Below are 25683 nucleotides of genomic sequence, written 5' to 3'. Positions count from 1 at the left end.
CAAGCTCAAATTATTTGATGTATAATACTTATCATTATAACGAATTCATTCTAAAATCAACACCTTTTTAAAACTTAAGTTGGAGAAAATTATGCGAAAACCTCTCGTTATGGGTAACTGGAAACTCAATGGTAGTATAGATATGGCTAAAAATTTAGTTGAGGGTTTAAGAAAAGAACTATCAACAGAAGCAGCGTGTGATATTGCTATTGCCCCACCAGTAGTTTATTTAGACTTTGTTAAACATCAATTAGGTGGTTCTAATATTATTTTAGGTGCCCAAGATGTAGATGTTAACTTGTCTGGCGCTTATACAGGTGAAGTATCAGCGACAATGTTAAAAGAAGTGGGCGTCACTCATGTAATTATCGGCCATTCAGAACGTCGTACTTACCACAAAGAGTCAGATGAGTTTATTGCCAAAAAATTTGGTGTATTAAAAGAATCTGGTTTAGTACCGGTTCTTTGTATCGGTGAAACTGAAGCTGAAAATGAAGCGGGTCAAACTCAATCAGTATGCGCACGCCAAATTGATGCTGTAATAAATGCATTAGGTGTTGAAGCATTCAACGGCGCAGTAATTGCTTATGAGCCTGTTTGGGCTATTGGTACTGGCAAATCTGCGACTCCAGCCCAAGCTCAAGCGGTTCATAAATTCATCCGTGATCATATTGCAAAACAAGATGCTAAAGTTGCAGAACAAGTTATTATTCAATATGGCGGTTCAGTAAATGATAAAAATGCAGCAGAATTATTTACACAACCAGATATTGATGGTGCTTTAGTGGGTGGTGCATCACTTAAAGCAGATGCTTTTGCAGCAATTGTTCGAGCAGCAGAACAAGCAAAAAAATAAAATAGTGACGCCTGAAAAGGCGTCATTTTTTTGAAAGAAGAATTTAAATTGATGTAGTATCAAAAATAATTATTTTACTTGAATGTTATAACGTGAAGGCCAAATAGTCTCAACAGAAACTTGTAAATATTCAGCAATAATTCTTTCATATTTAGGACAATGTCGATATAAAGCATTTCTCAAAGTATCAGCTTGTAAGCCACTTGATCTTGATAGTGCTCTTAAGTTTCCACCTCTAATTTTAATTTCACCGACAACTCTTGATGGTGACCAATCTTGATCTTGTTCGCTCATTATGAGATCCTCTTCAGGTTAATTCTTTGCTATTGTAATGATTATCGGCATTACAATACTAAGTGGTAAAATGTTACCATAAAAAGAATAACACATAAAAAAACGAAACAAAACCATAAAAACAAAAAAAATCTGTAAAATGGAATAAAAAATGAAAGAAAACAACTTTAAAACGCTCAGTGAGCACGAAAAAACGAGCATTTTAACAAAAACTGGCGTAATAAATTTTAAAAATAGATTAACTTTATTATTAGAAGGACTATCCGGTAATGCTTTTGCCAAAAAAGTTGGCATGTCAGAAGCTGTAATTCGAGATTATTTATCTGGTAAAACCTATCCATCTTTAAATCGATTAGCAATTATTGCCCAAAAATGTGATGTACCTATTGAATGGTTAGCGACAGGAAAAGGAGAATGTCGTTTACTTAGCGATTCTATAGCGACAGAATCAATTCGTATTCCTTTTCATGACCTAAATAAAAATGTCAATCCATTATCACGAATTGATTCTATCCCTTTTGAAGTAAACTTGATTAAAAATCAAGGTTGTAAAACTGAGGATTTGACTGCAATTTGGGCTAAAGGTGACAGTATGGATCCGACTATATCCAACCATGATATTTTGATCATTAATAAAGCATATTGTAAACCGATTGATGGTTATCTTTATGCTGTGCAATATGATGACCAAATTTGTGTTAAACGAATACAAAACCAAGGAACTAATTTAGCTTTATTGTGTGATAATCCTAAGTACCCAACGCTTCTGATTGATAAAAACTCGCCACAGAATTTCGAAATCATTGGGCATGTCATCTATTTATTAAAGGATTTTTAATAAAAAAGGTATATATAATATCTTAATAACTCAGTCGCTAATTACTCGACTGAGTTATAAAAAAAATTATTAATTCGTTTTTTTCTCTCATATAAACTTTAAAATCAGTTTAAAAAAATGTAAAAATGTTTGAGGTTACCCTATGTTTTAGCAAAAAACAGTCACGATTAAATAAACTGTTGTGGGTATAACTTTATGCTTTTTAATTGAGGTATGGTAAAATTATCATAATCCTTAAGTCTACTATTTTGTTATTATGTCAAATGTAAATACACCCAAAAAAGTTGTTGTCGGCATGTCTGGCGGCGTTGACTCATCTGTTTCAGCTTATCTATTACAGCAACAAGGTTACCATGTTGTTGGCTTATTTATGAAAAATTGGGAAGAAGATGATACCGAAGAGTATTGTTCCGCATCAGTCGATTTAGCCGATGCTCAAGCCGTTTGTGATAAATTGAATATCAAATTACACACTATCAATTTTGCTGCTGAATATTGGGATAATGTTTTTGAACATTTTTTATCTGAATATAAAGCAGGTCGCACGCCAAATCCAGATATCTTATGTAATAAAGAGATCAAATTTAAAGCCTTTCTTGAATATGCAGCAGAAGATCTTGGTGCAGATTATATCGCAACAGGTCATTATGTACGCAAACGTGAAAGTAATGGCAAAGTTGAATTATTGCGAGGTGTGGATAACAATAAAGACCAAAGTTATTTTCTTTACACTCTAAGTGAAGCTCAAATTAAGCAAAGCTTATTTCCAGTAGGTGAACTGGAAAAACCGAAAGTACGTGAAATCGCCCAACAATTAGGTTTAGCAACGGCGGCTAAAAAAGATTCTACAGGTATCTGTTTTATTGGAGAACGAAAATTCAGTGACTTTTTAGCGCGCTATTTACCTGCAAAGGGGGGAGCAATTCGCACGGTAGATGGTGAAATAATTGGAAAGCACCATGGACTTATGTATCACACATTAGGACAGCGTAAAGGCTTAGGGATTGGTGGTTTAAAACAAGCTGATGATACACCTTGGTATGTGGTAGATAAAGATTTACAAAATAATGAATTGATTGTTGCACAAGGACATGACCATCCTGCATTATTTTCTGATGGATTAATTGCTAGCCAATTACATTGGGTTGATCGTCAAGTTGTCAGCAAACCTTTTACATGTACCGTTAAAACACGTTATCGTCAGCAAGATATCGCTTGCCAAGTTAATCCTTTATCAGAAGATAAAATTGAAGTGATATTTACTCATCCTGTTGCTGCAGTAACGCCAGGACAATCAGCCGTATTTTATCAAGGAGAAGTATGTCTTGGTGGCGGCATCATTGAAGAGCGAATCATAGGTAGACAGGAGTTGTAAAATGGACAGCAAGTATCATCATATTGCTATTGCACTTGCAGGTGTTGCGCAAAGTGCATTATTAATTCCGCAATTAGCTAATTCAGGAATCTGTAATAGTACATTATACGAACGCTCGATAAAAAGTGTATTTATCACCTCACCCAACACAACATTAGATGTTTATAATGGTATTTACAACATTAAAATTGGGTTACAAACACTGATTGAGCTACTTTCATCTGGACAAAAAGAACAGATGGAAATAATGCGTTATGTTTTTAGTTCTCTAAATATAACCAGTAAATTACTAAAAAATAATGATTCACTAAGTAAGATAGATCAACGATTAAAACACATTACCAGTCTTTATCCTGATTTAAGTGATGAAACAATTGGTGATAATATTGAAGATTTATCCTATTCATTAGCTGGAATTTATTCTGATATTGTCAGCCCTATATCCACCAAAATACAGATAACGGGTAAAGCCAAATTTCTACAGAATGCTTTTGTGCAGGCTAAAGTCAGAACTGCACTTTTGGGCTGTATTCGATCGGCCATCCTATGGTATCAAGTCGGTGGTAGTCGTTTACAGTTTTTGTTTCAGCGCAAACGTATTTGTGATGCAGCGCAACAGCTATTACAAACAATTAATACACCTTATTAACGTATATTTTATATTCGATATTTCAAAATAGTAACGGAGTTAAACCGATGGAATTATCTGCACTTACTGCCCTTTCGCCTATTGATGGCCGTTATGGAGAGAAAACAACACAATTACGTACCATTTTTAGCGAATATGGTTTATTAAAATACCGTGTTCAAGTTGAAGTCCGTTGGTTACAAAAATTAGCATCTCAAGAAAATATTCCTGAAGTTCCAGCATTAAGCCAATTAGCTACTGAGCACCTTAATCAAATCATTGAAAACTTTAATGAGCAAGATGCGAAGCGAATTAAAGAGATAGAAAGAACCACCAATCACGATGTGAAAGCGGTTGAATATTTTTTAAAAGAAAAAGTCAGTAGTAACGAAGAACTGCATGCTATCAATGAATTTATCCATTTTGCATGCACATCCGAAGATATTAACAATTTATCGCATGCGTTGATGCTAAAAACAGCCAGAGAAACGGTCTTACTACCCTATTGGCAACAACTAATTGATAAAATTACTTCACAAGCAAAAGAGTATCGAGATTTACCGTTACTTTCCAGAACACATGGACAACCGGCAACACCATCTACAATTGGTAAAGAGTTCGCCAATGTTGCTTATCGTCTGCAACGTCAATTTAAACAACTCCAATCGATTGAGATTTTAGGTAAAATTAATGGTGCAACAGGAAATTACAATGCACATATGGTTGCTTATCCACAAGTGGACTGGCATAAATTGAGTGAAGAATTTGTTTGCTCATTAGGATTAGAATGGAATCCTTATACCACACAAATTGAACCACATGACTATATTGCCGAGTTTTTTGATTGTGTTGCCCGTTACAATACCATTGTAATTGACTTCGATCGGGATGTATGGGGCTATATTTCATTAAATCATTTTAAACAAAAAACCGTTGCTGGTGAAATTGGTTCATCAACAATGCCACATAAAGTCAATCCAATAGATTTTGAAAATTCAGAAGGTAACTTAGGCATTGCTAACGCGATCATGAACCATTTAGGTAGTAAATTACCAATTTCTCGTTGGCAACGTGATCTTACCGATTCAACCGTTTTACGCAATCTAGGTGTTGGGATTGGTTATGCCGTTATTGCTTATCAATCAACGTTAAAAGGATTAAATAAACTTGAAGTAAATCAAAGCTATTTGCTTGAAGAACTTAATCGTAATTGGGAAGTGTTAGCTGAACCGATACAAACTGTGATGCGCCGTTATGGGATTGAAAAACCATACGAAAAATTAAAAGAGCTAACTCGCGGCAAACGTGTCGATGCTCAAGGTATGCAACTGTTTATTGAATCGTTGGATTTACCTGAGGAAGAAAAAGCACGTTTAAAACAGTTAACACCTGCTAATTATATTGGTTTTGCGACCAGTTTTGTCGATAAGTTATAATGTTTACTGATCATAAAGTATAACAACAACTGTGCTAAGGATTGATTATCAATAATTATCCTTAGTGCTATAAAAATAACAAATTAACCAAACAAAAAGCCTCATTTATAAAATTAGGAAAATGAATTGAAGATTCGTATTGCAACAAGGAAAAGCCCATTAGCGTTATGGCAAGCTAATTTCGTTAAACAAAATCTATTATTAGCACATAAAGATTTAACGGTTGAACTTATTCCAATGGTGACTCAAGGTGATATTATACTTGATAGTCCATTATCAAAAATTGGCGGAAAAGGTCTTTTTGTTAAACAGTTAGAACAAGCAATATTAAATAATGAAGCAGATATTGCGGTTCACTCAATCAAAGACATTCCCGCTCAGTTCCCTGAGGGTTTGATGCTAGCAGCAATTTGCCAAAGAGATGAGGTTCGAGATGCCTTTGTTGCTAATAAATATGCCAGTCTAAATGATTTACCTGAAGGTGCGATTGTTGGTACATCAAGTTTACGGCGCCAATGTCAGTTGCGCAGTCATTATCCCCATTTAATAATTAAAGATCTTCGAGGTAATGTAGGCACACGCCTCAATAAATTGGATGATGGGCAATATGATGCCATAATTCTGGCGTCAGTCGGTTTAAAACGTTTATCTTTAGAACATAGAATAACTCAATACATAGGTACAGATTTAATGTTGCCCGCTGTTGGACAAGGCGCAATTGGTATTGAAAGTCGCACTGACGATAAACAAATATTGGACATTATTTCAGTTCTTGACGATAAAAAAAGTCGAGTTTGTATCCAAGCCGAAAGAGCAATGAATAACGCTTTACAAGGTGGATGCCAAGTACCTATTGCGGGTTATTGCCGGCTGAATAATGATGAATTAACGTTACAAGGTCTGGTGGGTCGTGTAGACGGTTCGAAAATAATTAAACAACAGATAACAGGTTTTATAAACGAAGCCGAATCTTTAGGTGAAAAGCTTGCTAAACAGTTATTAAATCAAGGTGCAGATTTAATTTTAACGGAATTATTAGACGCATGATTTTTGTAACCAGACCCTCTCCGGAAGGTGAAAAATTAAGTGAGTTATTTAACCAAGCCAATCTACCTGCGCAACATTTGCCATTTTTTAAAATTTCACAAGGTCGTGACATTCTACAGTTACAGCATCAGTTAAACCAGCTATTACCCCAAGATATCGTGATAGTGGTTTCCCCCCAAGTAACTCATGCCATTAATCAGTGTTTTACCCATTTGACCTTGCCAAAAAACATTAGTTATTTTGCAATAGGCAAAAAATCTGCACAATTATTTAAGCAATTCACTGAAGTTGAAGTTAATTATCCTGATAGAGAAGACAGTGAAGGATTATTAGTGTTACTTCAACAACAATCAGTAAAACAACGAAATATTTTAATCTTATGTGGTAATTCAGGTCGACCATTACTGGCACAAACGCTAAGGTCTCGCCAAGCCAAAGTAAAATTGATTGAGTGTTATTCTCGCTCTCCCATAACCTATCAACCTGATATCTTATCTGAGCATATCTCACAACAACTCATTATTATTACCAGTATTGAACACCTAAACCAACTTGAATCCTATAGCAGTGATGAACACAAAAAGCAAAGTTATTTACTGGTAACCAGCCAAAGAATTTTTACAAAAGCTAAAGAGTTAACATGGCAAAATGTGTTATTGGTAAAAAGTGCGGATAATCAAACTATTTTTAATGCTGTAAAACAACACTTCCCTGCCTCGTTATAATAAACCTAATAGAGTTGAAAAATGCTTATCGCTTAAATGGCAAGGATAATTATTTTTAAAAAAATTTTGTCGAATAAAATTTTAATATATTGAAAGTAATAGCAAAGCAAGGCTAAAAAAAGTTATTATGGTCGTTTGTTAATTCAAATAGCAAATTTTATTTAAAACTATAATGACTCTATGTCATAATATTGTTAATTATATCAATGCTAAATGAGGTCAGTTATGCCATTACGATATTATGGTGCCAATGCCACACTTTCTACCATCAGCACCTCTTCATTTAGCCAATCTTCCACTATCACTACTTTAGATAAAGCGAAAAAGACTATGAAAGAAGATAATAGAACATCAACAACCGCCCAATCTAGTCCAACAGTTGAAAAAAAAGTTGCATCATCTAATAATGTCAATAAAGCACCTGTATCAAAACTATCCCTTTTAGCTATTGCGCTAACTCTTGGTCTTGGAGGTTTTGTTTTTTATCACGGTCATACACAAGTTGAAAACCAAAAAAAGACGATTGCTAGTTTACAAACTGAATTAGCTAATTTAAAGCAAACCACCAAAGATAGTATTATTCACGATTTACAAAACAATATTACGCAAGCGGTAAACAAACAGAATCAACAGTTTGCAACATTAGAGCAACGAGTTGATGATCAATTGACTGAACAACAAAAAGCACAACAACAATTAACTAATCAGATTAATGATGCATCAAAACTCAATGAGCAAAATATTTATAACCTTAATGAACGCTTATCGTCCATGTCGGCAGCAAATTACAACGTCTGGCTAATTTCTCAAGCTAATTATTTAGTACATTTAGCTGGAAGAAAAATCTGGAATGAGCAAGATTATGCGACCGCTCGGTTATTGTTAAAAAATGCTGATGCAAGTCTTGCACAAGCAAATGATCCGAGTTTAATACCGGCAAGACAAGCAATTACTGAAGATATTAATTCACTGTCTCAGGTGAGTTTTATTGATTATGATGGCATTATCATGAATTTGGTTGGACTTTCAGAATCACTCAATGAACTTCCCTTAGTTGGTAATTATAAACAAATAGATTTAGGCATGACGCAACATGATGATGCCATTGCCTCAACCCAAACAGAACCATCAAATACCCATACGACCAGTGCGCAAGGCGTGAATTCAGAAGCTGATTCTGATAAGGATCATAATGATAAGCAAAGTATTACTTCGTCAATTTCAGATTGGTCCAGTAATTTAATGACGAATACAAAAAACTTTATGGCTAAATTCATTACCATCGAAAACCTCGACGAAAAAGAAAATAACTTCAAAACCTGTTTGTCTAAAGCAGGCTTAGATGAAAAACAGATGCTTAGATGCCAAATTTTTAAAGAACCATTGACGTTAGAACAATCACTTTATCTTCGAGAAAATATTCGTTTTCGTCTTTTAATTGCTGCTCAAGCAGTACCTCGACATCAAGATTTAATCTATCAAAGAGCACTTAGTGATGCTTTACTTTGGGTGAGTGCTTATTTTGATAGTAACGCACCAAGCGTTAAAGCTTTCTTAAATGACCTTGACAATTTGCTCAACCAATCGATTAGTGACCAATCTGTACCTAACAAACTCGAAAGTACCAGTGAGTTAGAAAAACTGATGCAAACTCGTGTTCATTTAATGTTGGCAAAATAGGAGAATAATGATGCTTAAAATATTAATTATTTTCTTAGTGCTAGTGGGTGGATTTTTTCTAGGGCCATTATTACAAGGTCATCAAGGCTCAGCCGTTTTTGAGGTCGCCAATTATAAAATCAGTATGTCATTTATATCCTTTGTGATCTTAGAATTACTGGGTTTACTTTGTTTATACATTTGCTATTGGTTCTTTGAGAAAATCTTTAATTCCAAAACAATGTTGGGCAACTGGTTGCGCTCAAAATCACCTAGAAAATCAGCTAAACGACTTGAGCAAGCACAGCTTTCATTACTTGAAGGGGATTATAAACAAGCCAGTAAATTTTTTATGAAGAGTGCCAAAGCCTCAACCAATACAGCTTTATCGTTCTTACTTGCTGCCCAAACGCAAATTGACAATGATGAAATAATTCCAGCTAATCAATCGTTAGAACAAGCAGCTAAACATTGTCAACCGAACGAATTATTTGCTTTTCAGTTAGTGCAAATCCGTTTGCAAATTAAAAACCGTGAATATGATGCAGCACGAGCAACAATTGAAACTTTATTAAATGAGAAACCTCGTAATCCAGAAGTGTTAAGGCTTGCTGATCAAATCTATTATGATACACAAGATTATCAAGCAATCATTGACCTTATGCCAGCTATGTATAAAGCAGAAGCATTTAGTGAGTCGCAATTAGACCAATTTAAACAAGTTGCCTATGTAAGTCGTATCAAGCAATTATCAACCGATAATGATCCATTAGCCTTAATAAAATGGTGGAATTCACAACCTAAGGCGATTGTTAATAATGTTGCCTATAAAAGAGCGATGGCAAATTATCTTAATCAATTAGGGCAAACGGCTGAAGCAGATAAAATCCTCAGAACAATTAACAAATTAGAATTGAAAGAAAGAACATAAAAAAACAGGGCGTTTGCCCTGTCTTTTTTTGTTCCTATTTATCATTAAACCAAGAAATACCGAATGACCGCCATAGAGCACATACCAACAATTACAATCCACATTAAATTTTTAGTCAAAATGGCAATCAACGTAGTTGGTATAGCCGCTAAACAATACTCAATGTTAAAAACAGGAAATTCGTCTTGTTTGGCAATAAAAAGATTTTGCACAAAAAGAGCCGTTAAAATACATAAAGGTACATAAGATAAGAATCGGATAACGATTTCAGGCAATTGCACTTTTCGTACTAGTATAAATGGAATTACTCTCGGCAGCCAAGTAACAAGTCCACACCCTAAAATAATTAATAAACTATATGTGGTCATGCTTTACGCTCCATTGCAACGCCCATAAAACAACCTGCGAATGTGCTGATAAGTATAGCCATTTCAGAAGAAATAAATCGTAATAACAGTACCAATAAAACACTCACCGTTAACATCGCAATAACTCGATTTCTTAAACGTTTAGTTTTATCGCCAATTAACTGTAAATACAAAAGCCCGATAAACATAGCCACTAAAGCGTAATCTAACCCAAATTTTGTTGGATCGGGTAACCACTCACCAATTAGGGCACCAATGAAACAGGATAAAATCCAAGTAATATAAGCGGTTAAATTTAGTCCATGCATCCATGCAGCATTAATAGGCTCTTTATTAGCGATTGCATTCATTGCCACGGCAAAACTCTCATCGGTTAATAAGCTACCAATCCCAATATTGTTAAGTAAGGAGTATTTTCGAAAAGTCGGTGCGGTTGCCATACTCATTAAAAAATGGCGAGAATTGACTAAAAATACCGTAAAAATAATAGCTGAAATAGGTGTAGCAACTAACATTAATCCAGAAACAATAAATTGTGATGCTCCAGCATAAATAATTACGGCCAATAACGTGATTTCTAATACAGATAAATGTGCAGATTTGCCAACAACACCAGCAGCAATACCGATACCAATGTAACCTAATAAAGTTGGGATACAAGCGTAAACACCATCTTTAAATGTTAATGACATGTTCTTTCCTTAATATAATAACTGTACCACTAATGAATAATTATAATTTTTTGTAAAAAAGTTTCAGGTTAAGCATACGTTTCAGTATATTTTTTTAATTAATTTTAACTTAGCATAAACTTATACCAACTAAATAGCCTGCATAATAATATGAGAAAACTATCGTTAAAGTTTGTTATAATATCGCCAAACTCGTTTTTATGACAATAAAATAACTTAATATTAATTAAAGTGGCAATCAAATATATGTATACTGGAACGCTATTTATTATCTCAGCGCCAAGTGGTGCAGGTAAATCAAGTTTAATTCGAGCTTACTTAGAGCAAAAAGATCATCATCCTGCTAAAGTTTCTATTTCTCATACCACGCGTAATCCAAGACCAGGAGAATTACATGGCACACATTACTATTTTGTCGATCACAAACATTTTGAGTCATTAATTGATGAGCAAGCATTTGTAGAATACGCTCATGTGTTTGAAAACTATTATGGAACCTCTAAAGCTGAGATTGAACAAAGTTTGTCACAAGGTATTAATGTATTTTTGGATATTGATTGGCAAGGAGCACAACAAGTAAGGGAAAAAATGCCACAAGCAAAAAGCATATTCATTTTACCGCCATCACTCAAAGAGCTTGAAAATCGCCTAATTAAACGTGGCCAAGATGATGCAACTGTTATTAATAAAAGAATGCAAAAAGCCCAAGCTGAAATTTCACATTATAATGAATATGATTACATTATCATTAATGATGATTTTGAATGTTCTTTAAATGCATTAAATTCTATTATCAACGCAGCCAGTTTAGAGCAACCAAAACAAGCCTTAGCCAATCAACAATTACTCAAGGAATTGCTTGCTGAATAATTAATTATCGATCTGCACTAAATCACTAAATAAAGTTAGATATTTATTTGCATTAATTATTAGAGTGTTGCAGAGGAGTCACAATAGTAATTTTACAAAACTATAAACCTTAGTTGATGTAAAAAAGTTGATGTAAAAAATTAGTCGATCGCCGATATGAATCGGCGATTTTATGAGTCAATAAAATTAGTTACCTAATGCTTTATCCGCCTGATCATTTTGGATCAGCTCAATTTTATAACCATCTGGATCTTCAATAAAAGCGATGATAGTTTTACCACCTTTAACGGGCCCCGCTTCACGTGTAACTTTACCACCCGCTTGTTTTACATCATTACACATTTTAGCAACATCATCCACACCAATGGCAATATGGCCAAAAGCATCACCATGATTATATAGCTCTGTGCCCCAATTGTAGGTAAGTTCTATAACTGAACTGGAAGTTTCATCACCATAACCAACAAATGCGAGAGAATATTTATATTCTGTATTTTCACTGGTTCTTAATAGTTTCATTCCCATTACACGAGTATAAAAATCAATAGCACGTTGTAAATCTCCAACTCGAATCATAGTATGTAATATACGCATTGCTTTATTGTTCCTTTTAATAGTTAACTGCACCAACTGATTTTATCTGTTAGTGATTATACAGGCAAATATTTTATATTTAGATTAGAGTTTGATTTAGAAATTGCATTGAAATGGGAAATTTTTAGAGAAGTAATTAATGGTTAACTTGGAGAGATTATTATGCTAATAGCATAACTCAAATTTAAACTTCAACTTTCGCTCACTTATCAAGCAAGCGAAAGTTAAGACTAACAGTTGTTAAAACTATTGATTATTATAAGAACGTCCATAGCGTGGAGAGGCGCTTATTTGTTTACCATTACTTACTAAACGAACATGTTGGCCTGCATAAAATTCATTAGGAGAGCCTTTTTGCACGATAACAATATTACCGCCGTTTTCTCGCTCAATTTCTAATTCGACAGCATTTGTTTGGCTAGTTTTATCTTCAATTGCACTGCCAATTACTGCACCACCAATAGCGCCTGTCGCAATCGCTAAAGCTCTACCGGTACCATTACCAATGGTATTACCTAACACACCGCCAATCACAGCCCCACCTAGTGAGCCGACAACGTTTTCATTTTTACCATTTGTAGCGTTGGCTTGAATTTTGACTGGACGTACAGATACGACAGTACCATAACTAACTTGTTGAACTTGTTTTGCTTGATCAGTTGTGTAAACATCACCTGAATATATATCACTATTGGTGCAACCAGAGAGAAGTGAAACTAATATAGCTGCTGTGACAATTTTTTTCATAATTTATTCCTCATATTATTGAGCATGAGCAAGCTCACACTTTTTAAGCATAATATTCTTTTACAAAAACGACAATATGCTTTTCATTATTTTATCAAATGATAATATTATTTATTATCAAGTTGGGTTATACTCAGCTCAATAGTTTATCTACCATACAATTAGTATATGAAACGGTTATTTTTTCATTTAATATTATCAGTTATGATATCCGCCTGTCATAATATAAACTAATAACAGAAACTAAAAAAGCAATAGCCTAATCAATAAATGCTACTTGCTTGTCTAATGAAGTAAACAACAATTTACATTAACCCGACAACTTTGCAATGCAAACGAGTCCAGTAAATTAATTTAATAGGCATAACTAACATAATGAAAACTATCGAAATTGACGAAGAATTATACCATTTTATCGCATCACAAACAAAACATATTGGTGAAGATGCATCCAGTATTTTGCGACGTTTATTAAAAATAAATCAACCCGTTAAAGCTAAGACTAACATTGTTTCTCAACCTGAAACTCAATATACATTATTTAATGATTTATTAGATAGTGATTTGTTTATTAACGAAAAGTCAATCATTAGCCGTTTTATATTACTACTTGGCGCACTTTATAACTATAATCCCGCCCTTTTTTCGATAGCGGCCACTTCTTTACATGGTAGTAAACGACAATATTTAGCAAAAGATAAAAAATCTTTAGAAACATCAGGTAAAAATACCAAGCCTCGCGAAGTTATCGGAACACCTTATTGGGTTATTAGTAATACTAATACGGCTAGAAAAATGTATATACTAGAATCAATAATGAGTGATATGGGCATTTCAGAAAGTATGATAAACCAAGTTATTAATATTTTTTCAGCACAAATAAAATAAAACATTCACTATATATATTAAATAGCTAACAATTGCTAACATAAATATAAATTTGGATGTGGATATAAAATTTTGGAAAAAGGAGTATAAAATGGCAAATCACAGCCGAGCAGGATTATTAGCAAAGCCAGCCGATTTGATTAATGTTGAAACTTTGAAAAATAATTATTATCAGATTAGCCCTAACCCAGAAAATGCCAGTCAATTAGTGATTTTTGGCACCTCAGGTCATCGAGGTAGTGCAAATAAAGGTACATTTAATGAGGCGCATATTTTAGCTGTTGCTCAAGCAATCGCCGAATACCGTAAAGCCAACAATGTCACAGGTCCGTGTTTTATTGGTCAAGATTCACATGCTCTGTCCGAATTAGCTTTAAAATCTGTGCTTGAAGTTTTCGTTGCAAACGAGCAAACGGTAATTATCGCGCGTGATTGGGGATATACGCCGACACCAGTTATTTCACATGCCATTCTGACTTTTAATCAAGATAAACAATCACAACTTGCCGACGGTATTGTCATTACCCCTTCACATAACCCCCCTGAAGATGGTGGTATAAAATATAATCCTACTAATGGTGGACCGGCTGATACCGATATTACGAAACAGATAGAAAATCGCGCTAATGAATTACTCAAAAACAACCTTAATGGTGTAAAGCGTGTTACGTTAGAAAAAGCACTTAATTCATCTTATATTCATACCAAAGAATATGAAACAGATTATGTTAATGATCTGGAAAATATTTTAGATTTGGCATTAATTAAATCCTCAAATTTAAATATAGGTGTCGATCCATTAGGTGGTGCGAGTGTCACTTATTGGCCGCGTATTGCTGAAAAATATGGTATAAACCTCAATATTGTTAATAATAAAATTGACCCGACTTTTAGTTTTATGCATTTGGATCATGATGAAGTGATTAGAATGGATTGCTCCAGCCAATGGGCAATGGCGGGTTTATTAGAGTTAAAAGATAAGTTTGATTTAGCATTTGGTAACGATACGGATTCTGACCGTCATGGAATTGTAACGCCTAAAGGATTAATGAACCCTAACGCTTATCTTTCAACTTGCGTTAACTATCTTTTCCAAAATCGCCCACAATGGAACAAAGATATTGCTATTGGTAAAACATTGGTCACCAGTTCAATGATAGATCGCGTAGCAAATAGCCTTAATAAAACATACTTAGAGTACCCAGTGGGTTTTAAATGGTATGCTGATGCGCTTTATAACGGCAAATTAGGATTTGCGGGTGAAGAGAGCGCGGGCGCATCGTTTTTAAGAACAAACGGCAAAGTTTGGACAACAGATAAAGACGGTATTATTCTTTGTTTGCTTGCTGCTGAAATGACAGCTAAAATCGGCAAAAATCCTCAAGAACAATACCAAGAACTTGAAGACAAATTTGGGGTATCTTATTATGGACGGATTCAAGCTCCTGCAACGTTTAGTGAAAAACAAAAACTATCTAAACTTGATGCAAGTCAGTTAACCACTGACAAACTTGGAGGAGAAAAGATAACCCAGTGCTTAACCACAGCACCCGCTAACAATGCACCAATCGGTGGACTAAAAGTTATCACAGAAAATGGTTGGTTTGCCGCTCGTCCATCAGGTACGGAAGATGCATATAAAATTTATGCTGAAAGCTTTATCAGTAATGATCATTTAGCGACTTTACAGAAAGAAGCACAAGAAATCGTAGCCAAGGCAATAAAATAACCATATCAAAGACGGTTATTTAAACCCCCAAAAAAAGAAAAAATAGCAGTCGTTATGGCTGCTATTTTTTTTTTATAAAAAAAACATTTCTAATTATTTTTTTCAGTAAAATTATTAGAAATTCTTGTAATGAAAGTTACCATTAAAAAGATGATTCTGAGCACTTTGAATTATTATTTTTTGGGTTGGAATAATAAGGTGTTTATTGAAATGAAAGAACCTGACAAAGAATTTGGTTAATATTGGAAAGATTGCAACTTTTATTGAGAGTTATAAAATAACCTATTGATAATTATAAAATTTAATATTAACCTAATGAATTATTTATATTACCGATTTTTAAAATTACTATTCTTAAAAAATAAATCTTTATATTTAAAAAATCTCGTTAATTTGTATTAAAATATTGCAATCTTGAAATTTCAAAAATATTTAGTCCGCTTCTCCTGGTAATTTTTCGTTTTCACCAATTTTAATAATTTCCGAAGCCGTTTTACCATTAATTTTGTTCTTGATAATCGCTTGTTTCTTTTTATCGTCACCCGCAGCTTCAATAGCTGAATTAATCATAATTCTACCCATTGAAATATTAAACGATTGTAACCGATCACCTTCAAGTTCACTTACCATATCAGATATCGATTTTTTTAGATTTTCTGGGGATGATGCATCAATGGTTTTATCACCACAACCAGTTAACAATACTACTGAAATTAACACAAATAATAACTTTCTCATTTTCTATTTCCATTTATCTTTATAATATACTGATTATTACTTAATGTTATAGGTAATTTAATTACAGATCAAATTATTTACGAAAAAAAATAACTCCAAAACTTATTAATTTTATTAAATTTATTAAATTTTTAAAACAGAATATCAAAAATTATATATGTGAGTATCAATTAAATTTTTAACTTATAATTTGGTAGGATTTTTCATTAAAACGATAACGATGAGATAGCCTAAGTTACATTGACAACTAATCAATTAAAAATACACAAACCAATAGCAATAAAAGAATTTGTACTGAATGACAATGTTATGCATTATAAGGAATATTTTGTAAAAAATATTCAGGAGTCTATACCGTTTCATTTTTTTATCTTCAATTCAATATTTAAGTATGAATCATGGTTAAAACAAAGAAAGATAAAAAATACGCTGTTGTAATACCATTGATTAAAGGGACTTAAGAAGTCCCTTTAGTTTTGAAAAATTTTAATGATGATAGGCAATACCTAATTTAAAATGCCTAAAATCAAACTACGCTAGAAAAGAGATATAATTAAATTATACCCCTGCTCGATAGTTAGGCGGCTCTTTGGTAATTAAAACATCATGTACGTGGCTTTCTTTCATACCTGCGCCAGTGATACGATAGAATTTCGATTTAGTGCGTAACTCATCAATGGTTGCACAACCCGTTAATCCCATACAAGAACGTAATCCACCCATTTGTTGGTGGATGATTTCCTTTAAGAAACCTTTATAAGCAATACGCCCTTCGATACCTTCTGGTACGAGTTTATCAGCAGCATTATCCGTTTGGAAATAGCGATCGGACGATCCTTTGGCCATTGCACCAAGTGATCCCATACCACGATAAGATTTATAAGCTCGACCTTGGAACAATTCAATTTCGCCAGGAGCTTCTTCAGTGCCAGCAAACATAGAACCGACCATCACACAAGCAGCACCCGCAGCTATGGCTTTGGCAATATCTCCAGAAAAACGAATACCGCCATCGGCAATAACTGGAATATTGTGTTTTTGTGCCATCTCAACGGCATCCATAATTGCACTAATTTGTGGTACACCCACGCCAGTAACAATGCGAGTAGTACAAATTGAACCTGGACCTATCCCTACTTTAACAGCATTTACGCCAGCATCAATAAGTGCTTTAGCGCCCTCTGCTGTAGCGACATTACCTCCGATAATTTGTAGATCAGGATAGGCTTTTCGAGCTTGACGAATACGCTCTAACACCCCCTCAGAGTGTCCATGCGATGAATCAATTAATAACACATCAACGCCAGCTTCAACTAATGCAGCAATACGTTCTTCATTTCCTGCCCCCGCACCCACTGCGGCTCCCACACGCAAGCGCCCTTTTTCATCTTTACATGCATTAGGTTTTTGTTCAGCTTTATTATAATCTTTGACGGTGATCATACCTTTAAGATGAAATTTCGAATCAACAACTAACACTTTTTCGACGCGATGTTCATGCATTTTTTTTAACACAATTTCACGCTGTTCGCCTTCTTTTACCGTAACTAAACGTTCTTTCGGCGTCATTACCGCAGTAACGGGCAGTGATAAATCAGTTGCAAATCGAACATCTCGTGCAGTTATAATACCCACTAATTCTTGTGACTCAGTCACAACTGGAAAACCAGCAAATCCATATTCTTTCGCTAAATCGATTACTTGTTTGATAGTGGCTGTTGGTAAGACAGTTACCGGATCTTGTACAATCCCGCTTTCATGTTTTTTCACTCGTCTTACATGATTAGCTTGGTTTTCAATTGACATATTTTTATGAATAAAACCAATTCCACCTTCTTGCGCGAGTGCAATGGCTAAATCAGACTCAGTAACGGTATCCATTGCTGCTGAAAGCATTGGAATATTTAGTTTAATGGTTTGGGTAAGTTGCGTACTGATATCAGCAGTATTCGGTAAAACAGTGGAATGGGCTGGGACTAATAACACGTCATCAAACGTGAGGGCTTCTTTTACTATACGAGACATGACAATATTCACCATTGAGTTGAGTTGTTGATAAAATATTGCCGATGCATTCTACTCACTTTTGCGCAAAAAGACCAGCGGTATTTAAGAAAAATTCCTTAGCAGAATTATCCACTAAGGAAAAAATAAAAATGCGGTAAATTAGATAAATATATTGATCGCTAAACAACCTACCAATCCACACACCGAAATGACCGTTTCTAACAATGACCACGATTTCATAGTTTCGGTGATACTAAGGTTAAAATATTCTTTAAACAACCAAAATCCAGGATCATTAACATGAGAAAACACCACGCTACCTGCTCCAGTCGCAATCACCATCAATTCCGGACTCACGCCGGTAGAAGCGATTAATGGGAATACAATGCCACCTGCAGTTAATGCCGCAACCGTTGCCGAACCAAGAGCTAATCGCAATAATGCAGCAATTAACCAAGCCATAATAAGTGGTGATATATTAGATGCATGCATCATCTCTTCAATATAAACTTTAACGCCACTATCAACTAAAACTTGTTTAAAGGCGCCACCTCCACCAATAATCAATAACATCATGGCGATGATTTTAATTGAATCCGCTAAAGTCGTATTAATTTGAGCCATTGAACGACCACGGAAAATGCCAAAGGTAAACACGGCGACAATAACTGAAATCAATGTAGCGATAATTGGATCACCAAAGAATTCAACATAAGGCAGAATCAAATGCCCTTTAGGTAAAGTCATTTCACATACCGCTCGAATTGACATGAGTACAACTGGAATTAAAGCAGTAAATACACTGACAACAAAACTTGGCATCTGTTCATCAGTAAATTGTTTTGAATTATACAATCCGTCTTCAATCGGATGATTAATGGCTCGTATAAAAGGCATTTTGGCAAGTACAGGACCGGCTAAAATTACAGTTGGAATACCTATGATGGTACCGTAAAGTAAAGTGCGTCCCATATCAGCATTAAATATTTCGGCGATAGCCGTTGGTCCAGGGTGAGGAGGTAAAAAACCATGAGTAACAGATAAGGCAGCCGCCATAGGAATACCAATATATAATGGGGAGATACGAAGGGTTGCTGCAATGGTTAATACAAGCGGTAGCAATAAAACAAAACCTACCTCATAAAATAAGGCAAAACCAACAATAAAGCCCGTTAGGGTAACAGCCCATTGTATTTTTTTATCACCAAACGTATTAATTAACGTTGTTGCAATGCGCTGTGCACCACCACAATCCGCTAATAGTTTGCCCAGCATGGCACCAAAACCCATAATTAATGCTAAGCTACCCAGTGTTCCCCCTACTCCATTTTTTATGGATTGAACCACTGCCATTACGGGCATACCTTCCATGATACCAACACTTAAGGCAACAAGAATCAAGGCAATAAAACCATTGACACGCAGCGGCAACATTAAGATAAGTAATAAAGCTACGCCTATAGCTATAATGATTAACGGCATGAATATTTCCTCTAGAATAATCTGACATGTTATCGGTAACATTCGGGATTATAGAGGAAAATAAAAAAAATAATGGAAAAAATGTCTAAAATGAGAATTAGATCACATTTTACAAATTTGAGGTTTTTTGAGCTGTCAAAATGTAATTAACATCAATGTTTGGTCCCAATTTAAATTCATTTTTAAGTATGTGATATTCCATGCCGATGATATCTTCAACATCCAATTTCGCTTGCTCTACCCAATTCATTAATTCTGATGGACGAATGAATCGGTTAAAATCATGAGTCCCTTTTGGTACCATTCGAGCGATGTATTCTGCGCCATAAATTAGCAATAATTTAGCTTTGTGATTACGATTTATAGTAGATAAAAAGAGTTTGCCATTCGGTTTAAGTAGCGTTGCACAAGCTTGGATAATCGAAAATGGATCCGGCACGTGTTCTAATAATTCCATACAAGTAATTACATCATAATGAGCGGGATGTTCTTTAGCATGATCTTCAACGGTTTGCTTTTGGTAACTAATAACTAGGTTATTTTCTTTTGCATGAAGCTGGGCAACTGCTAGTGATTCATCTGCCAGATCAATCGCTGTAACATCAGCGCCAAATTTTGCAAGACTTTCGGATAGAATGCCTCCCCCACAGCCGACATCTAACACTCGTTTGTTTTCTAAACAACCTACCTGTTGTTTAATATAATCCACACGTAAAGGATTAATAATATGGAGAGGTCTGCATTTGCCATTTGGATCCCACCACTGAGCTGCTAACTGAGAAAATTTACTTATTTCATTGAAATCAATATTTTGTGTCATGGGATCTTATTTATCCAAAAATTTAATTAATCAGACTCTATTTTATGTCATGGCCGGCATGAATAAAAGAATAAAATTAAATGCAATATCAATAAAATATGAGTGAGTGATAAGTATATTTAAAATAAAATCTTAATATAATCAATATAATAAAATTTATCACAATAAATAATTCTAATGTAAAAATAGACAGTCACATTAAAATTTATAATGATTTCTTGTTTCCCCTTGTTTTTCATGGCATGATTTGCAATTTTATGCTTTTAATAAAGTAATGGTTACACATTAATTAAAGCGACAATTAAATAATTATTTTGAGGGCAAGGTAAATATTCATGAGTACAGGTACTATGAAAAAAAGTCACTCCCAGTGGAGCTCACGCATGGGATTCATGCTTGCTGCGGCTGGTTCTGCTGTTGGGTTAGGAAACATCTGGAAGTTTCCATATATGGCGGGTGAAATGGGCGGTTCAGCCTTTGTATTGACCTATTTACTGTTTATGTTTTTAATTGGTTTACCAATTTTGGTTTTAGAATGGTTAATTGGTCGTCGTGGCCAAAAAAATCCAATTCATACTATGGAAGATGTCGCAGTTTCAGAAGGTCGATCTAAATTATGGAAATGGGTGGGTATTATTGGTGTACTCGGCTCATTTTTAATTCTTTCATTTTATAGTGTGATTGGTGGCTGGGCAACCGATTATATCTTTTTAGCAATTAAAGGGACTTTTAATGGTGTTGATGGTGCAGGCACTGGTCAAATCTTTAGCAATTTTCTTGGCAACGTTAACAGCCTATTAATATGGCATACCGTTTTTATGGCGGCTAATACCCTTATTGTTGCTTTGGGCGTTGGCGCGGGTTTAGAGCGTTCATGTAAAGTCATGATGCCAGGCTTAGGCATATTGCTATTGGTATTAGTTGGTTATGCCGCTTATGTGAGTGGTCCATCTTTCGGTCAAGCATTTAAATTCTTATTTACCCCAAATCTGTCAGCGCTAAATGGCACCGCAATTTTAGCAGCATTAGGTCATGCCTTTTTTAGCTTATCATTAGGTATGGGCATAATGATGGCGTACGGTTCTTACCTTGGTAAAGATGTAAATTTACTATCAACCGCGCGTACTGTGGTGATTTTAGATGTAATAGTAGCAATGCTATCGGGTATGGCGATATTCCCACTCGTCTTTGCCAACGGTTTAGAAGCGGGTTCCGGTCCTGGGCTTATTTTTGTTACACTTCCAATTGCCTTTGGTAATATGGCTGGTGGTGCTATTTTAGGTTGTTTATTCTTTATTTTCTTAACTTTTGCTGCGTTAACTTCTTCAATATCATTGCTTGAACCAACAGTTGAACTATTAGAAGAAAAAACCCATATGGGACGTAAAACAGCAACAGTGGTAAGCAGTGTTTTCATCTGGGCGTTAGGTATTGCTTGTATTTTGTCATTTAATGAATGGTCAAACGTAAAATTATTTGATAAAAATATTTTTGATTTGCTGGATTATTTAACGAGTAAAATCATGTTACCTGTTACCGGTTTAGGTACGGTAGTGTTTGGAGCATGGATGATGAATCAAAAACGTATCCGTGAAGAGTTAAACTTAAATGAATTTTGGTTCAATATTTGGACGGTATTATCTCGATTTATTGTTCCTGTTGCGGTGATTTTGATTCTTATTTATGGATTTATTTAAATAATAACAAAATTATATAATACCTATATTATAAGCCTTGATATCCATCAAGGCTTTTTTACCCCCCTTATTTAACAAAAAACAGACAAACAATTAATAAATTTTACTAACTTGTATTGAAATCCTATTTTTTATTCCCATATAGCAATACAACAATAAATCAAACCATTATATTAATATTATTCAGTAAATATTAACGACTAAAGCTGCATAATAAATCGATAAAAATCATATAGTTTTGTCGATAATAACGTTATGCAGCAGATAGCGTGAATTGAATTAACTAAATATAGTAGAGGAACTAGTCAATGAGTAAGCAAGGCACTGAAACTCGTGGATTTCAATCTGAAGTTAAACAAATTCTACATTTAATGATCCATTCTTTATATTCCAATAAAGAAATCTTTTTAAGAGAGTTAATTTCCAATGCATCTGATGCAGCCGATAAACTTCGTTTCAAAGCATTAGAAAACCCAGATTTATATGCAGGTGACGGCGAACTTGGTGTGCGCATTTGGGTAAATAAAGAAGCAGGTACCCTATCAATTTCTGATAATGGTATTGGTATGACACGTGATGAAGTCATTGAAAACTTAGGAACCATTGCAAAATCAGGCACTAAAGCATTTTTAGAATCCATTGGAAGCGATCAAGCTAAAGATAGCCAATTAATCGGTCAATTCGGGGTTGGTTTTTACTCTGCCTTTATTGTTGCCGACAAAGTTACAGTGAGAACCCGTGCAGCAACCGCCAAAGCTGACCAAGCCGTTATGTGGGAATCAGCGGGAGAAGGTGAATATACCATTTCAGATGATAATAAAGAAACTCGCGGTACCGAAATCACTTTACATTTGAAAGAAGATGAAAAAGAGTTTTTAGATGATTGGCGTCTACGTTCCATTATCAGCAAATATTCTGATCACATTTCATTACCTGTTGAAGTGCAAACTACCGATGAAGAAAGTAAAGAAGTCAAATGGGAAAAAGTTAATAAAGCTCAAGCACTTTGGACACGTAGTAAATCTGATATCACTGATGAAGAGTATAAAGAATTTTATAAACACCTATCACATGATTATGCTGATCCATTAAGTTGGAGCCATAACCGAGTTGAAGGTAAACAAGAGTATACCAGTTTACTGTATATTCCAGCTAAAGCACCGTGGGATATGTGGAATCGTGATAATAAACACGGATTAAAATTATATGTTCAACGTGTATTTATTATGGATGATGCGGAACAATTCATGCCAAACTATTTACGTTTTGTGAAAGGTTTAATTGATTCAAATGATCTTCCATTAAATGTATCGCGTGAAATTCTACAAGATAATAAAATTACCCAAAGTTTACGTAACGCGTGTACTAAACGCGTACTACAAATGCTTGAAAAATTAGCCAAAGATGATAAAGAACAATATCAACAGTTCTGGGGTGAATTTGGTTTAGTATTAAAAGAAGGGACAGGTGAAGACTTTGCTAACCGTGAAGCGATAGCTAAATTATTACGTTTTGCTTCAACCCACACGGATAGTGATGCACAAACTGTATCGTTAGAAGATTACATCAGCCGTATGCAAGACGGTCAAGAAAAGATTTACTACATTACAGCAGACAGCTATGGTGCTGCAAATTACAGCCCTCACTTAGAGCTATTCCGTAAAAAAGGTATTGAAGTATTGTTATTATCCGATCGTATTGATGAATGGATGATGAGCAACTTAACTGAATTTGATGGCAAACAATTCCAATCAGTAAGTAAATCAGATGAATCTATTGAAAAACTGGCTGATCAAGATAGTGAAGAACAAAAACAAGTTGAAAAAGAACTTGAGCCATTTATTGAAAGAGTCAAAACAGTATTAGGTGATAAAGTTAAGGAAGTTAAAATAACTCATCGTTTAACTAACACACCTGCTGTTGTCACAACCGCAGCGGATGAAATGAGCACACAGATGGCCAAATTGTTTGCTGCTGCTGGACAAAAAGCACCTGATATCAAATATACGTTTGAAATTAATCCAGATCATAAACTGGTGAAACGTATAGCAGATACTCAAGAAGAAAGTGAGTTCACTGATTGGGTTGAGTTATTACTTGATCAAGCATTACTTGCTGAAAAAGGTTCATTAAGTGATCCAAGTAAATTTATTCAAACTATGAATAAGTTATTAGCACAAGAATAAATAAAACATAAAATTGCGCCCCGATAAGATTGACTTAATCGGGGCTTTTTTATAGGTACTTTGGTTCATTGATAGAAAAAGAATTTATTGGCAACTAAATTCTGGCAAAAGTTTGATATTAATCACACTTTTTTAATTTTCTGCTTTTCATTTTCATTTAGCAATTCATAATAAAAAAATTTAAAAATTAACCTTAATTCAATGAAAGTTCATAAAATATTAAATAATAATGTAATTGTTACACTGGATGATAAAGGAAAAGAGTTAATCCTTACCGGGCGAGGTATTGGTTTTAAAAAACGTGAAGGGGATTTAATCGACATCAATCTGATTGAAAAACAATTTTCGTTAGATAATAAAGATATATTACCTAAATTTAATGAATTACTTTCTGAAATTCCATTGGAGGTGTTAACCACTTCTCAAATTATAATCAATCATGCTAAAGAATTTATGGAAAGTAAACTGCAAGACAGTATTTATATTTCACTCACTGATCACATCCATTTTGCTATTGAACGCCACAAACAAGGATTTGATATTCCTAATGGCTTTTTATGGGAAATCAAAAAATTCTATCCGAAAGAGTTCCAAATTGGTCTTTATGCATTATCCGTCATAAAAAAACGCCTTGGAATAGAACTACCGGAAGATGAAGCGGGCTTTATTACCTTTCATATTATTAATGCACAACTAAATGGCACCATGCCCAATATTGTCAATATGACCAAAATCATGCGCGAAATACTTAATATTGTTAAATATCATTTCCGCATTGAATATGACGAAGATTGCCTCTCTTATCAACGATTTGTAACACATTTAAAATTTTTTGCGCAACGAATATTAAGTAAAGGAACACAAACGCAACAAGATTCTTCCCTGTATGAAATTGTTCGCCAAAAATATGATCAAGCTTACTTATGCACTAAACAAATTGATTTACATCTGATTCAACAATATCAACACCCTCTTACGGATGATGAAAGTTTATACTTAACTATTCATATAGAACGGTTGAGAACTGAATTAAAAAAATCATAAATGTGAGATATATCACAATTTATTAATCACAG

The 25683-nt window shown here is 34.4% G+C and carries 24 protein-coding genes; 15 read left to right on the top strand and 9 right to left on the bottom strand.

Annotated features, from left to right (window positions below):
* The first annotated feature begins 91 nt into the window (after positions 1–91).
* Positions 92–856, top strand: coding sequence for a triose-phosphate isomerase (tpiA, locus tag H3T96_RS09840; RefSeq protein ID WP_065738883.1), 765 nt, complete (start codon positions 92–94; stop codon positions 854–856).
* Positions 857–925: 69 nt separating this feature from the next.
* Here tpiA and H3T96_RS09835 read toward each other — a convergent pair whose 3' ends face one another.
* The gene (locus H3T96_RS09835; RefSeq protein ID WP_086326076.1) at positions 926–1150 is read right to left on the bottom strand and encodes a helix-turn-helix domain-containing protein; all 225 of its coding nucleotides are present in this window, start codon (positions 1148–1150) and stop codon (positions 926–928) included.
* 151 nt (positions 1151–1301) lie between these two features.
* Between H3T96_RS09835 and H3T96_RS09830 the strand changes: the two genes are divergently transcribed.
* The 8 genes from H3T96_RS09830 to H3T96_RS09795 all read left to right on the top strand — a co-directional run bounded on the left by H3T96_RS09830 (position 1302) and on the right by H3T96_RS09795 (position 9789).
* Positions 1302–1988 carry a LexA family transcriptional regulator gene (locus tag H3T96_RS09830; protein ID WP_039130589.1) on the top strand — a complete coding sequence of 229 codons (687 nt, stop codon included), beginning with the start codon at positions 1302–1304 and terminating at the stop codon, positions 1986–1988.
* Positions 1989–2244: 256 nt separating this feature from the next.
* The gene (gene mnmA, locus H3T96_RS09825; protein ID WP_086326074.1) at positions 2245–3363 is read left to right on the top strand and encodes a tRNA 2-thiouridine(34) synthase MnmA; all 1119 of its coding nucleotides are present in this window, start codon (positions 2245–2247) and stop codon (positions 3361–3363) included.
* Position 3364: 1 nt separating this feature from the next.
* The gene (gene hflD / locus H3T96_RS09820; RefSeq protein WP_039129884.1) at positions 3365–4012 is read left to right on the top strand and encodes a high frequency lysogenization protein HflD; all 648 of its coding nucleotides are present in this window, start codon (positions 3365–3367) and stop codon (positions 4010–4012) included.
* Positions 4013–4059: 47 nt separating this feature from the next.
* Entirely contained in the window at positions 4060–5427 is a 1368-nt protein-coding gene (gene purB, locus H3T96_RS09815; RefSeq protein WP_144090994.1) for an adenylosuccinate lyase, read from the top strand.
* A 126-nt stretch (positions 5428–5553) separates the two neighbouring features.
* The gene (hemC, locus tag H3T96_RS09810) at positions 5554–6474 is read left to right on the top strand and encodes a hydroxymethylbilane synthase (RefSeq protein ID WP_144090992.1); all 921 of its coding nucleotides are present in this window, start codon (positions 5554–5556) and stop codon (positions 6472–6474) included.
* Complete coding sequence (locus H3T96_RS09805) at positions 6471–7199, top strand: uroporphyrinogen-III synthase (RefSeq protein WP_144090990.1); 729 nt, start codon at positions 6471–6473, stop codon at positions 7197–7199. The genes hemC and H3T96_RS09805 overlap by 4 nt, the downstream gene beginning before the upstream one ends.
* A gap of 225 nt (positions 7200–7424) precedes the next feature.
* Positions 7425–8879, top strand: coding sequence for a uroporphyrinogen-III C-methyltransferase (locus tag H3T96_RS09800; RefSeq protein ID WP_186279189.1), 1455 nt, complete (start codon positions 7425–7427; stop codon positions 8877–8879).
* A 10-nt stretch (positions 8880–8889) separates the two neighbouring features.
* Complete coding sequence (locus tag H3T96_RS09795) at positions 8890–9789, top strand: heme biosynthesis HemY N-terminal domain-containing protein (RefSeq protein WP_186279188.1); 900 nt, start codon at positions 8890–8892, stop codon at positions 9787–9789.
* Positions 9790–9833: 44 nt separating this feature from the next.
* Here the strand turns inward: H3T96_RS09795 and H3T96_RS09790 are convergent, their stop codons facing one another.
* Both H3T96_RS09790 and H3T96_RS09785 read right to left on the bottom strand, forming a co-directional pair.
* A complete protein-coding gene (locus tag H3T96_RS09790) occupies positions 9834–10157 on the bottom strand; it encodes an AzlD domain-containing protein (protein ID WP_144090984.1) in 324 nt (107 codons plus the stop codon).
* Entirely contained in the window at positions 10154–10849 is a 696-nt protein-coding gene (locus H3T96_RS09785; protein ID WP_086326065.1) for an AzlC family ABC transporter permease, read from the bottom strand. Before H3T96_RS09785 ends, H3T96_RS09790 begins: the two co-directional genes overlap by 4 nt.
* A gap of 246 nt (positions 10850–11095) precedes the next feature.
* Here H3T96_RS09785 and gmk point away from each other — a divergent pair, with 246 nt between their 5' ends.
* On the top strand, positions 11096–11719 hold the full coding sequence (gene gmk / locus H3T96_RS09780; protein ID WP_144090982.1) for a guanylate kinase: 624 nt from the start codon (positions 11096–11098) through the stop codon (positions 11717–11719).
* A 186-nt stretch (positions 11720–11905) separates the two neighbouring features.
* Here gmk and gloA read toward each other — a convergent pair whose 3' ends face one another.
* Both gloA and H3T96_RS09770 read right to left on the bottom strand, forming a co-directional pair.
* On the bottom strand, positions 11906–12313 hold the full coding sequence (gene gloA / locus H3T96_RS09775) for a lactoylglutathione lyase (RefSeq protein ID WP_172398431.1): 408 nt from the start codon (positions 12311–12313) through the stop codon (positions 11906–11908).
* Between the two features lie 246 nt (positions 12314–12559).
* Complete coding sequence (locus H3T96_RS09770) at positions 12560–13063, bottom strand: glycine zipper 2TM domain-containing protein (protein WP_144090980.1); 504 nt, start codon at positions 13061–13063, stop codon at positions 12560–12562.
* Between the two features lie 372 nt (positions 13064–13435).
* On the opposite strand from H3T96_RS09770, the gene H3T96_RS09765 reads away from it, so the two are divergent.
* Both H3T96_RS09765 and pgm read left to right on the top strand, forming a co-directional pair.
* On the top strand, positions 13436–13948 hold the full coding sequence (locus tag H3T96_RS09765) for a hypothetical protein (protein ID WP_086326061.1): 513 nt from the start codon (positions 13436–13438) through the stop codon (positions 13946–13948).
* Between the two features lie 91 nt (positions 13949–14039).
* The gene (gene pgm / locus H3T96_RS09760) at positions 14040–15677 is read left to right on the top strand and encodes a phosphoglucomutase (alpha-D-glucose-1,6-bisphosphate-dependent) (protein ID WP_144090978.1); all 1638 of its coding nucleotides are present in this window, start codon (positions 14040–14042) and stop codon (positions 15675–15677) included.
* Between the two features lie 432 nt (positions 15678–16109).
* On the opposite strand, the gene H3T96_RS09755 is transcribed toward pgm, so the two are convergent.
* The 4 genes from H3T96_RS09755 to ubiG all read right to left on the bottom strand — a co-directional run bounded on the left by H3T96_RS09755 (position 16110) and on the right by ubiG (position 20724).
* Positions 16110–16415 (bottom strand): DUF6694 family lipoprotein, encoded by a 306-nt coding sequence (locus H3T96_RS09755; RefSeq protein WP_144090976.1) that lies wholly within the window; start codon positions 16413–16415, stop codon positions 16110–16112.
* 558 nt (positions 16416–16973) lie between these two features.
* A complete protein-coding gene (gene guaB, locus H3T96_RS09750) occupies positions 16974–18440 on the bottom strand; it encodes an IMP dehydrogenase (protein ID WP_086327057.1) in 1467 nt (488 codons plus the stop codon).
* A gap of 141 nt (positions 18441–18581) precedes the next feature.
* A complete protein-coding gene (gene gntT / locus H3T96_RS09745) occupies positions 18582–19946 on the bottom strand; it encodes a gluconate transporter (RefSeq protein ID WP_334323326.1) in 1365 nt (454 codons plus the stop codon).
* Between the two features lie 67 nt (positions 19947–20013).
* Positions 20014–20724: a bifunctional 2-polyprenyl-6-hydroxyphenol methylase/3-demethylubiquinol 3-O-methyltransferase UbiG gene (gene ubiG / locus H3T96_RS09740; RefSeq protein WP_144090973.1), complete on the bottom strand. Its 711-nt coding sequence runs from the start codon at positions 20722–20724 to the stop codon at positions 20014–20016.
* A gap of 335 nt (positions 20725–21059) precedes the next feature.
* Between ubiG and H3T96_RS09735 the strand changes: the two genes are divergently transcribed.
* The 3 genes from H3T96_RS09735 to licT all read left to right on the top strand — a co-directional run bounded on the left by H3T96_RS09735 (position 21060) and on the right by licT (position 25651).
* Positions 21060–22421, top strand: a complete 1362-nt coding sequence (locus tag H3T96_RS09735; RefSeq protein WP_198248641.1) for a sodium-dependent transporter — start codon at positions 21060–21062, stop codon at positions 22419–22421.
* Between the two features lie 308 nt (positions 22422–22729).
* Positions 22730–24607, top strand: coding sequence for a molecular chaperone HtpG (gene htpG, locus H3T96_RS09730; RefSeq protein WP_144090971.1), 1878 nt, complete (start codon positions 22730–22732; stop codon positions 24605–24607).
* A gap of 201 nt (positions 24608–24808) precedes the next feature.
* On the top strand, positions 24809–25651 hold the full coding sequence (gene licT / locus H3T96_RS09725; protein ID WP_144090969.1) for a BglG family transcription antiterminator LicT: 843 nt from the start codon (positions 24809–24811) through the stop codon (positions 25649–25651).
* Positions 25652–25683: the final 32 nt, after the last annotated feature.

Origin of the sequence: Gilliamella sp. W8136 (assembly GCF_016101285.1) — a bacterium.
In the GTDB taxonomy this organism is placed as follows: Bacteria; Pseudomonadota; Gammaproteobacteria; order Enterobacterales; family Orbaceae; genus Gilliamella; species Gilliamella apicola_N.
This window is presented reverse-complemented; position numbering and strand designations above follow the sequence as displayed.